A 12021-nucleotide genomic window follows, 5' to 3' on the forward strand; every position below is an offset into this window, starting at 1 on the left:
TTATTCATGATCGTTTGGCCCTTGAACACTAAGGAGTCGTTTTCGACTTGTACGTCCGGAACCGCAGCTTCGGCCACGTCCTGCAAATTCTCCCGATCCGGAGACGGTCGGCTGGTTCCACCGTTTTTGGTTCGCGATGGTCCCTGCTGCGTGCCTGGCTGCGGCGCAGGATAGAAGTTTCCGCTGTTGGCTGCCTGGAACTCCGGCGGCGTGTAGCCACTTGGTTCAATCGTGATCTGGCCACCGGCAAAGGCGTACTGGATCAAAGTCGCCTGACGGATGTTGTAGACGCTCAGCTCGTCGATCGTCCAGTACGAGTACGGGCGGACCACGGTGTAGGAGCTGCTGACGGTTTCGTTATCCGTACGGTCGACATAATCCGTTGTTGGATTTCCTTCCGCGTCTGTTCCAGGAACTGGCTCGGACCAGTTCAGCGTCCATTGCTGGTCCACGTTGACCGTGTATGTACATGTGCCGGTCATTTGTACGAAACGGTTCTGGAACAGGTAATCCCGGGCCAGGACGTTTCCGTACAGGCTTTCTGAAGTTGGGATACCCTTCAGGACATCGAACAGCTCGCTGCCGCGCAAGTCGGCTTTGATGACGCCTGTAGCCACCGGGTCCATGTACTTGCCTTCCAGGACTTGTCCTGGCTGCGGTGGTGTACAGACGTTGTTCGGTATTTCGGGCGTGTCATCGTTCTTCAGCTTGTAATAGAAATTTAGGTAGTACACGGGAAACGTGCCAGTATACGTGAATCGTCCAGGATCACCCTGGCTTCGCGATCCACCTGAAGGCGGCGCGACTGTGCTTTTCTTGTAGCCTTCATAGGTGTACTTGTCGCCCGGATCGGTATGAACAAAGTTGTATTCTTCATTCTTCTCCAGCTTTTCTTCCCGATCCTGGAATCCATCCACGCCATTCAGCCGCTGGCCACTGGTAGTCCAGTGTTGAATAATGGCCATACCTTCTTCGGGTTCCAGCTCAATTGTAAACAAGGTGGGGAAGAAGTAACGATATCCTAATACACCTGCAGCAAATGTCTGTCCGTTTTGCTCTTCTTCATATTTCCTATCTACGGCCCTTTCTGCAACAAGGACACCATTCCGAACAAAGACATCAATTTTCGCTGAGTTAGTTCCTATTCCAGTCACTGGTGTTTGCTCATAAGAATAGCTAGAGGTTGAAGTGGCTTCTTGGTAATACCTTTTACGGTTAACTGCAAGTTCTCCAGTTCTGGAAGTATTGAACGTTTCGTCAGCATACTTCCAGTTAAAATTATAAGGCGAAATTTCCACGGACTTAACTTTGCGAGTAGATGAGAACGTAAATTCATACGGCCCACCATCAACACGGCGAACAGTATCACCTGGTTTATGGCCATCACCTGTCCAAGATCCTGCAGCATTTCGCCAAACTTCGTAATACACCATGCCTACAAAGTAATAGACATTAGGTTTATCTGGGTCTTGATAGAGCCGGTTGAACCCGATCGCTTCCGCCTGACCTGTTCGAAACGTGAATATTGTGAGAATGGACGACAAAATAATTACTGTGCTAAGTAAGGCACTGACTGCTGCCCTTTTCTTTTTCATTGGTGCAGCTCCTTATTTGAACGGGTTGACAATGGCTACGGCGTAATCATTTAAGTCCCCATCCTCAAGCAAAATGTAATCTGCTGATGCAATTTTGAATTTGGTATAGTCATAGTTTTCTATAAATTTTCCGTTCTGGAATAAATCCAAACTGCTTACTTCCGGATAATGGTTCATTCCTGTCTTATCGCCATTATTCACGAATGCGGCGTCTACACCATGCCGTCCACGTGCAAAACTGTTTTTAACTAGAAACGAAACTGGGTTTCCCCTGTGATTGCTTCTGATTTGAATCAGATTGTCACCCTGTACAGGATTTTTTACCATCTCAATGCTGTACACTACTTGGCTATCTCCAAGTTGGATTGGAAGATCACTTTCTTTGATGATCTTCACTCCAGAATATTTCTCACCCTTCATGTTTTTAAAGATACTTTCAGTTTGTGTATATGCCTTAAAATCGCTCAGCTTCGTGAGCTTAAACTCCTTATCATCTGTACTCCGGAAGTTTTTGTTCCCGATCCAGACCCAACGGCCGATCTTGTCCCATTCGACCGTTTGGCCAAGTCCTTCACTGACCAGGCGAAGCGGAACGAATGTCCGGTTTTGCTTCAAGATAATTTGCGTGCCATAATCTTTCTTCTGGCCGTTAACGATCGCTGTTGTCTGCCCGATCATCATGTCTACGGTGTGGTCCTTGGATTTGATGCCAACCTTGGACACTTTGCCGGTCTTGGAGTATGTTACTTTTGCGCCCAGGGATTCCGAAACGAAACGGATCGGGACCATGACGCTGCCTTGGCCATCCTGGAAGGGTTTCGCATCCGGAAACTTCATTTTCACCGTGTTCAGCAAAACCTCGACTTGCTTCGGTGTACTTGCCGCCGCCGCCGGCGCTGCCGATCCTCCGAATCCCGAAGTCAGGGCCATAGCCCCGACCATCATGCTCAATACTGTTTTTTTCATTGTTTTCATCCTAAAATCTCCCTTCTTTGTCTTTGACTCTCTCAAGGATAAGCATATATACCCAATACTCATATAGTTCGTTTAGATTATAAATTATCGAAAAATAGTATTATAGGACTATCTTTCTAGCTCGATTTGTCGAATATATCAAGCCTGTTTTAGTTTTTGCAGTCGCATTAACTCCACAATTTTCGCGTCCAGTTGCTCAGAAACCCATAATACGTTGTCTTGGAGCAATTCCATTTGCGTTCCGATCGCTTCAACCATCTTTCCCCGCAAACTCTCAATCTCTAAGCTGATTTGAATTAACTCTTGATTCAATTTCGCTGTATGAGTAAGTGCTACTTCTCGCTCTTCGACTGATAGTTCAAACAACACCTGGATGACTGCAGGCGGATTCCAATACACTATGTCTTCGGCCATGATATTCCACATTTCCCCGCTGGGTAATCGAACCACCATTACCCGTTCGATTAATCCTCTCCGCTCGAACGTTGCAGACAAATCCATCTTTTCTTCAACGGCCACGCCTCCAAGATCCAGAGTCATGACAATTTCCTCGCTCTTCAGGTTGTACTCAAACCGTCGTCCATTCCGATGATTAAATTTCACAATGAAGTCTGATTCCATTTCATACGTGTACTTTGCCAGGTCCTTATACACATACCGAACAGCTTTCTTTTGTTTTGTGCTGTGATATTCGGTCATGTCCATGTAGATCATCAACTGTTCTTCCAACCTTTCCCGCAACGCAAAAGTGGGAAGATCCATCGCGATCCGCTGGTCAATCTCAATGGATAACAGTTGAATCACCAAACTTTGCGGGAAATGCTTCCCAACCATCGACCAATACAATCTTTCCATTTGCCATCATCCTCCTTCAGATGATCGCGGCCACGCAAAAAAGGCCGCGAAAAGGCGGCCATAGGAAAAAAACATTTGATTTTAGCGGTTAAAATCAAATAAAATACGATCTAGGTCGTTTCATTGTCTGCAAACAACGAAACGGTTTAGAAGGGAATCGTGGGCCGCTCAAAGTCGCACGGTTCCTTTCGCATTTTCAGAGGTTTTTCCTTACCCTTATTATACCAAAACTTCGTCTAACAAGCAACTGTTAAGCCTTTATTTGACGCGGATTTTCGCGATTTTCGGGCCGAAATTTTTACCCAAAAACGCGCCGCAAATTTGCCGCCGCGAATGCTTAATTTGTCCACACCACGATGCTTGAAAATCGTAGATTACTGGCTGCACCCATACACTCGTCGCCTGGATCAAACCGCTGCTGCTAAACCGGCATTTCCTTTTCGAGAAGGTTTTGACCTTTTTGACCTACATCGATGCGATTCTAATCGTTTACGATGTTCTTTCAGAAAATACGTGCTAATTCGCAAAGGCTGGCTTCGCCAGTTCCGACCGATCCCGGCCCATGGACAACGCTTCGCGTTGACCACAGTCCGGGATCGCTACGGCGGTGTCCGCAACCTTAACCCCCCCCCCGGATACTCACTCTGTTGCCTTTTGGTCATTATTCGCTCTAACCCATCATTTCAGCCATACCATGTTGTCCACACCCTACAGCCACAAGGACTTCAGCTATCCACAGCCCGGCTTAAAAGGTGAAAACGCTACGCGTTTTTTTATATTAAAAGCATGCTCCCCACGCCCACCCCTGCATTAACGGTGAATTCTGTCAGGTTTAGGATTTGGCATTTCTTTTCGTGAAAAAAGGAGTTTTAGGGGTAAGTGGACACAATTCACCTTATCCCGGCCAGGGTATCAAACCTGGACTTTCGATGGCATCGGTGGCCATACTACGGGATAAGGTGCCAAAACAAACGGGGCCAGCACTATTTCGGCGGCTGGCTGCCGGCGTTGTTTCTACCACAAGCCCCTGAAGGGCTTTGATTACTTATGGGCTTCGCCCGGATCGGTTACGGTTCCTATGGACCTCTCCACCACCACAGTTTTTGTAATCACTTCTCTAACCGTGCTCTGCTCTGCCTTGAACGGTTTCCAGCAAGGTTCAGTCGAGCCTATAACACGTACTTTTCGGAACGGTCGCATTCCTTCATGGAGTCACATGAGTATCGGAATGCACTTCGTTTTCTGCCCAGGTCTGCCATTTGGACAGACGACGAGAAGGAAGCTTCACTTCGCACCTGGTTAAAGTGCGAGTGGCCACGGCCAAAACGTGGCAACCCTCGGTACACCGATCCACTAGCTCTGGGCTTGCCGCATGGACCGGGCAGGTCTTTTTATGTGGTCTCCTGTTCCACAGAGCCGCGCAGCTCATCCAGCCGTTTCCGAAAAAAGACAATAGGAAATCAGGCCCTCGTTACTCCATTTTTGAAAAATCGAGAACGAGCGCTTCAGATCGATATGTAGTTGGTTAAGGTATAAGTGCATATATGATTTAGTGCCGGTCCTCGCGGATCGGCGCGGAAATCCGTAAACGGTATAAGCAGCGAACGCAAAAAGCCCTGGACTCTCCCAATCAGGAGAATCCAGGGCTTTTCTACACTTGGCCACTGTCAGCAAAAGTCATCAAAATATAGACGTTTTTACTGTACTGACGCTTGTTTAGCTGTCCGAAAACTGCTATACTAAACACATGCGTTAGCCATTTGTGAAAGCGCCAGTTTCTCCGATCGTGTGAGGATCGGATGGCCGTTAGAAGGATTGGCGTCCTGATAACAGCTTTTATGAAATGGCTATTTCGCTTTTTTATGTTGTCGTTCATTGCTTACTTATGTAGGTATTTAGATGTTTCTGCCAATAACTATAACACAATTACTAGAGTCATAGGAAGCAAAGATTTCCTGAAGTCTTGAATTGATGGCAGAAAAACTTTTGTCGCACCTACTTCGCGTATGTGCGTGGATTGAAAACTGAAACGGCCAAAGCCGGTCATTCAGATACGAAAAAATCCCCTCTCGGATCCGAGAAGGGATTTTTTGCGTTTGGATTACCGTTTCATTCGTCGAAGTACACCCAATGCCACAAGAAATACCATAATTGCAACATACAACATGAGCCATGAATACATTGCTGCCATTCGATTAGCTCCTTTCGCTATACGATGATAGGCCCTAAATATACACGCAATAAGTCCATAAAAATAGGATCTATTTTTTCGCTAACGGGTAAACCTTCAGCTTCCGAACATGAAAAAGGCATTTTTTCAGCTTGTTGAATGGAGTTGTTCAAGAGAACGGGGAGATCGGGCAGGTATTATGGGGGGTACGGAACAGTGCGATTTAGGACATTTTATAGCTTCAGCGAATGAAAATCGGTCAAGGGCCGATTATCGGGCACAACGTGCGAACCCTTTATCGATTACCTGGATCACCCTATTGGGATTCCCTTCAGACAACCTCGTCTGAAGGGGGGGCGCCCCCGGCATGGGAATGCGGATTCCAAAGGGCGAGCTCTTTGGCTGCCAGCGGCGAAATGTAAAAAGGCCGAGCACACTGGTGCTCGACCTTTTTTTCTGTTTTTCTTCATATATTTACCTAGTTAGCATTTGACAGCAGCACAAAAATCACCTATACTAAATATGAATGTAGGTGAAGTCTCTTTATTTTTAGGTAGTCTGCTGAACAGCTTGTTTTTCTAATGTTGACGCATCAGAAAAACTTGTCGAAAACCTATATTCTTTTGTTCCGAAAAGAATCTACGGCAATATCGTATCAAACTAAAGGAACAGGTGTCAAGCCTAATTGTTGCAGTTTTTACTCAACATTGGTGAAGTTGTTGCCACTTCCGATCCTTAATTTATACATATCCTGTCGTTGGTTGTATGGTTTGGCAGCTGTACAAATCCCTTCAGACTACCGGCTATGAAGGAGGAAAGCACGCCAGAGAGCCTTCTCTTACATTACGTTTGTAAGAAGGAGGAGAGGCTCATGTCTTTCGTTAGCTCTCATCGACGTAGACCACATAAAGTGCGCGGTCATTTCCGTAAAGGTGTCTGGATTCCAGCACACCCGCGCAGTGGTTCTTTCGTCAAAGCTCACGTTCGCATGCTGTAAGCATCGGACAAGTATTACCCCCCTTGGGTCTGCCAAGGGGTTCTTTTTTTATAGTTGCATGCTATACGCACTGATAATTAACCTGAATTTCGTAAGACGAATCTGTAAGACAGCTTGTCTTACGGGGACCATAATTGCTATCTTGTCCCGAAATAGGTAGTTCAATACCCCGATTACTTGAATACCTCTCCAACTCCATCAAAAGGATCCATTTTTCAGTTCTTCAGTAAATGTTGACATTAACGGATTTAATGTTAACCCTCCTGGCGTTGATGTTAACTTTTTAGGTGTTGATGTTAAGGGATATGTTAGAATGTTTTAATAAGTTTTATAGAGTTTTAAACAAAACAAGATTGAATAGTCAAAGCTTCGGGTAGTATAATGAACATATACATGAACCGTGCAACATCGTATATATTTATAACGTGACACGGTTTTCACGTGCTACGTGCTACGTAACACCAAGAAAAAAAGGCCTTCACTGCTGTAACAGTGAAGACCGACGAGTATCAAAAGATTGAGTGGTTGCAACCACGGCACTGCCCGTTTACAAAACAAAACACTTGGCAAAAACCCACCGTTAGGCGGCAACCTAATTACACGGTGGGTTTTTTCGTCTTGGCTTGCCGTCTACGACGTTTGATCAATACAGAGAGTTTCCACACAGCCAGTATAAGACTGGCTAATGCTGCAAACCCCTTGATCCACGCAAAAACCAACATGATTGTGGTCATAGGGCAATCACCTCCCTTCGGAGGCAACGCCGTGACCACAAATAACCGCACCCATAATCGATTGACTCGTTAGGATTATTGTACCATGGAAATCTGTGCTTGTCCCGCCAATTTCACGCTACCACGCAGCGATTTTAAGCCAGGCCCGGACGATCCGAGCCTCGTACGTTCACATTTCCCAATAATGAAATTTTTTTGTCCATTATCTCCTGAAGAGTCTGCTCCAGAATGAAGCAGGCTCTTCATTCTTCGTTTCATAAAACTCTTCGTACAGCTTTTCCATTCTGTCCTTCAGCGCAGACATTTGTTCCTGGCTTTCCCTACGCTCCTGTTCAGCTGATTCGATTAGCTGTTTGTTCAATTCTCGCTCTCTCTCAGCCGCTTCCATAAGCTGCTTGTTCAATTCTCGTTCTTGTTGCAACTCAAATAGCAGCGAATCTTGATTCGCTTTGGCTTGCTCTAGCGCAGAAAGTAGCTGTATGTTGAACTGTTCTTGTCGCTCCATCCCTTCCCCGATCCGTCTGGCCATTGTGGCCAAAGCTTGCTCTAAAGAGACTACCCGCTCGGTTTCCTCGATTGTAATATGTACCGGCGAGCGACTTTCAGAGAGCGCCAATTCCACTCGCTCTCCATTCATCCCAGCAGCATAAAGTTCTCTAATCCGTTCGATAACCGGTAACGATTCAACATGAACATGAAACGTCTTCCCGATCTTCTTCACCTTCAGATAATGCCCATGACGGTCCAAATACCTTCGAATGGTTGGCTGCGGCACGCCATATTTTTGCGTCAATTCCGATATGGTTCGCCATTCATCTTCACCTTTTGCAAATCCAGGGTTATCGCTCACGCCTCATCCTCCTATAACACTCTCATTCGATCACGGTATCAAAACATTCGATTAGAACGCCTTGGATTCCTGTTATCGCTCATGAGCATTCCACGGACCGATCATACCATGAGCGACATAACCATGCATTATGTCACTATTTGACACATATGTAATCGTTATGTCTCACAAGCCGCTAACCCTCATCATAGCAAGGTTTTTCGAACAATATGAGACATTACGAGACATTACGAGACATTATGAGACTTACACAAAATCTTGGATTTGGGACACAAGTCTGGAGAGCGGCACGTCAAAAATGGCCATATTCGCCCTTCAGACGGATTGGCCATTTTTGATTACATGCTCGGATCGCTCTGTTTTTGGTCATATAGTGCAAATTGCGCTTTCTCCGCTTTGCTCCGGATTTCGTGAGCTGCTACCCCTATCCGTTTCTTGACAGGCATTTGGTGCGGTCCGGAGCGGCGCAGGTCAAAACCTTCACGAAAAGGATGTTTAACATTCTCGATAATGTTCTTGGCCAAGTTGGCCAGTGTGGACCATTCGCTCAGGTGCATTTGCTTGTAGCTCCGCGGATCTCTCCGGAAGATTCACGGCCCCACCATCCCGATCGATTTATACAGACCAAAGTGTTGCCGGCATTTTACCGTCCCACCGAATTCCCCCTGCAGATGGATCCTAATCATGCGTTTGCAAGTTCCCCTTCAGCTCACCAGGGTATACACATCCGAAGCCTGGATCTAACCTGGCCCATCTTCAGATCACTGGCCATGCCTGCAGCTGCCGTATCCAAATCTCTGTATATCACCACAATTTCAGTTTTGTGGTCCTCGAAAATACTTTATTTTCAGCATATTTTTAATTATGTGGTCTTTAAATAGACAAAAGTAATAGTTTGTGGTCCTCATTGTGTCACTAATAAACACTATAATAACAGGCTTTGCCTGATGCTTGTGGTCCCGCGCGGACACGCGCCTTATCCTGCATTATGTTTTTCTCTCCTTCGTCGCTCCAAACTCATGCCTCGTCTTCGACTCCGCCGCACGCTGAAACCACGTCACAAAAGGACGCTGAAGGCGGCCAAAATTACGTACGTAATTTTCTAGTCAGTGGGTGGTATTACCACATTTTGTTAAATTCCAATGCCTGATATCCTATCCTTACCTAAAGGCCTATTGGGATTGCCCCAGATCTGAAAAGTGATCAAAACAGGCCAAAAACATGCAGTTTAGCTTGGCGTGCAAAACCCTAAAATCACGATTTGGATTCCTATATGCATTTGGAGCTGAAACAAGGTGACTCTGATCCGTTAGTCGGTCCGGATCCGACACGCATCGAGTTATGGATCAAGCTCGTTTGCTTATGATGCAATATCCAGAAAATTTTCTGGAGACAGGGGTTATATTTTGACCCACCAACGCTATTTACACATTGCAAAGGGAAGTCAAAACGAATTACACGCTCTTGTTAAAAATCGAGCGGAACCTTCTTATAATGCATCCATAAGCCACATACGAGAGAGGAGTGATTTTATGAAAACCAAATTGAAGACCATTGCGACTAAGCTTTGGACAGCCACGAAGTGGACAAGCATGCATGTCTGGAACTTCTTAACGTCTGATAAGTGTACCAAGCTGTTCACCAACCTGACTCTGATTGTCCAATTCGTCATCATCATCATCCTTCTGTAATCCTGCGTGCAGAAAGGCTGGCTATACGCCTTTCTGCCGCATTTTTCGGGACAGGCCCTTCCTTAACGAACCCAGGGGACAAAATGCCGGAAAAGGCCATTTAAACGTCTCTGAACGCACGTTTTGTTAGGGACCTTCTCGAAAGAGATGATCAAAATAGACGGAATTGACCACGATATTTCCTGTATCCGGGAAGTCCACCGTAAAGGCTCCAGGATCGCGTGTGCGGAATTCTGCGGCACGTGGCTGCAATTGTCTCGAGTAACCCATACAGAGACGTACAAGGCACGATAGAGCTCCGTAGAATTCAAAAAAAGCCCTGAGCGTAATTTGCTCAGGGCTTTTGCCGTTCGGCGCGGATCAGTGCGGTGCTTGCGCGCTGAAGTCGTCGCGGCTGGATTGGTCGGCGTTGTAGAATACAACGTCACCGTCTTTAACGTGATATATCTTCAGGTATGAATCCAGGATGTTCGGCCGGTAGCCTTCCAGTCTCCATTGATTCATCAAAGGTGCATTGATGTACTGAAGGTGCGGCGCCTGCAGGTTTCCGTTCTGGATCGATTCAATGTTGAAGTTGACCACGATATATCCATCCTTCAGGAAGACCGGCGATTTCTTGGTCAGTCCACCATTCAGTCGGCCAACCTCGGCCAGGTTGGTTCCTTGGGCCACGGCCAGCGTATCGGCCGGGATGCTATATTCACCGAACCATCGTTGAATCGATGCGTTCGCGCGTTCCGGAGTGACGGACGCGTTCATCGGGATCTCCTTCGGCCCGATCAGGGTCTTGAGCTGTTCCGGAAGCAGCAGCTTCGAGTAGCCGCCGACGGGCGTTTTCTTTTTAGCGTATTTCAGCACGTAGTTGCGCATGAAGAGTTCCCGATCCTGACCGGCCTTTTCTTCCGGAGTCAGGTACTCGTCATAATGCCAGTAGGCTGCGTTCTTCAAGTCTCCCATGCTGACGTTTCGGTACCAGTCATTCAAGATGACATATCGCTGTACCTTGTCTTCAGGTGAACCGATTTTTACCAAGGGTTGGTCGTTCGTCTGGTAGTACAGATCGACAGGGATCGGTGTCCCGCCTTCTTTGCTGACGTACGAGAATGTTGGCGTAATCCGGATGCCGTCCTTTTGGCTGAACATATTCCCCATCGTCTTGAAATCGAAGTGGAAGTAATAGCCTTGCTTCACGGCCACGTTTTTCATACCGGTGAGTGGATTGCTTCCTGGACGGATCGGCAACGTATAGGGTTCCTTATTTCCGCGCGGATCTCCATCGATGCCATTTTGGCCAACCCAGTAGCTTACGCCTGAAGCATCTTTGCTACCGGCATATGCGCGGAAGACGCGTTCCCAATTGTAATCCCCAATGTCGGTGATGTGGAAGTCATACAAACGGCCAATGACCTGAACAGATACCTGGTCCACGGCTGCGTGATTGGCCAAGTCCAGATTCGCATCCTGTTCCCAGCTGTAGCCAAACGGCGCGTTCTCCGCAATGTTGCGGAAATAGACCTGGTAATCGCCTTCGTCTACCCATACCGGCAGATAGAATGTGGTATCCAGTTGGTCCACCGGTACGTCGATCCAGTTATCTTTCGGAATGAACTGACTTTTGCTTTCGTTGTACACGTCAAACGGGAACCGGACTTGTTTCGTCCGGAAATACTTGGCGTAATCACGATTGCCATAGCCTGGATACTCGGCCGCATCCAGGTGTTGGCCTGATGTTGGAATCCGGACCGTGAACGGCCGGTCCAGGATCAGGGCCGAACGAGTCATGTCGGGCTTGGTCTTCTGGTTGTGCGGCTGGTCGTCCGACACGGCCGAATAGTTTACGACCGGCGTATGGACGGTAACCGTATTTATGCCGTGGATCTCGTATTCCAATTCTTCCTCTTCCGTGTTGATGCTTCCAGCAGCCATCAGGTATTCGATGGTGCCCTTGCTTGTCGCGTCCTTCTTGTTGGTCTTCTCGGTCGGAATGTAGTTATGCGGACTGTACAGCACGTCCTTTCCGATCTGCACCGGCGCCGGAATTTGTCCTGGCTGCGGACCGGCTTTGGCCGTCCGCTGTTTATTCATGATCGTTTGGCCCTTGAACACTAAGGAGTCGTTTTCGACTTGTACGTCCGGAACCGCAGCTTCGGCCAC

General features: G+C 47.2%; 7 protein-coding genes and 1 pseudogene. 1 reads left to right on the plus strand and 7 read right to left on the minus strand.

All coding sequences use genetic code 11. From position 1 onward, the window contains the following. The 6 genes from RSX24_RS31780 to RSX24_RS31805 all read right to left on the minus strand — a co-directional run. Positions 1 to 965, minus strand: a 965-nt coding sequence (locus tag RSX24_RS31780; RefSeq protein WP_343262840.1) for a DUF5704 domain-containing protein, incomplete at its 3' end; no start/stop codon positions are given. A 642-nt stretch (positions 966 to 1607) separates the two neighbouring features. Beyond that, entirely contained in the window at positions 1608 to 2570 is a 963-nt protein-coding gene (locus tag RSX24_RS31785) for a copper amine oxidase N-terminal domain-containing protein (RefSeq protein WP_343262841.1), read from the minus strand. A gap of 138 nt (positions 2571 to 2708) precedes the next feature. Further along, positions 2709 to 3425 (minus strand): aspartyl-phosphate phosphatase Spo0E family protein, encoded by a 717-nt coding sequence (locus RSX24_RS31790; RefSeq protein ID WP_343262842.1) that lies wholly within the window; start codon positions 3423 to 3425, stop codon positions 2709 to 2711. Positions 3426 to 7188: 3763 nt separating this feature from the next. After that, positions 7189 to 7326 (minus strand): hypothetical protein, encoded by a 138-nt coding sequence (locus tag RSX24_RS31795; protein WP_343262843.1) that lies wholly within the window; start codon positions 7324 to 7326, stop codon positions 7189 to 7191. A 202-nt stretch (positions 7327 to 7528) separates the two neighbouring features. Next, on the minus strand, positions 7529 to 8176 hold the full coding sequence (locus tag RSX24_RS31800; protein WP_343262844.1) for a hypothetical protein: 648 nt from the start codon (positions 8174 to 8176) through the stop codon (positions 7529 to 7531). A gap of 338 nt (positions 8177 to 8514) precedes the next feature. Beyond that, positions 8515 to 8733, minus strand: coding sequence for a hypothetical protein (locus tag RSX24_RS31805; RefSeq protein ID WP_343262845.1), 219 nt, complete (start codon positions 8731 to 8733; stop codon positions 8515 to 8517). 975 nt (positions 8734 to 9708) lie between these two features. Between RSX24_RS31805 and RSX24_RS31810 the strand changes: the two genes are divergently transcribed. Then, positions 9709 to 9867 (plus strand): hypothetical protein, encoded by a 159-nt coding sequence (locus RSX24_RS31810; protein WP_343262846.1) that lies wholly within the window; start codon positions 9709 to 9711, stop codon positions 9865 to 9867. Positions 9868 to 10227: 360 nt separating this feature from the next. On the opposite strand, the pseudogene RSX24_RS31815 reads toward RSX24_RS31810, so the two are convergent. Next, positions 10228 to 12021: pseudogene (locus tag RSX24_RS31815) on the minus strand (DUF5704 domain-containing protein); the annotation flags it as partial.

The sequence above is a fragment of the Paenibacillus hubeiensis genome (assembly GCF_032334105.1).
Classification (GTDB): Bacteria; Bacillota; Bacilli; order Paenibacillales; family Paenibacillaceae; genus Paenibacillus; species Paenibacillus hubeiensis.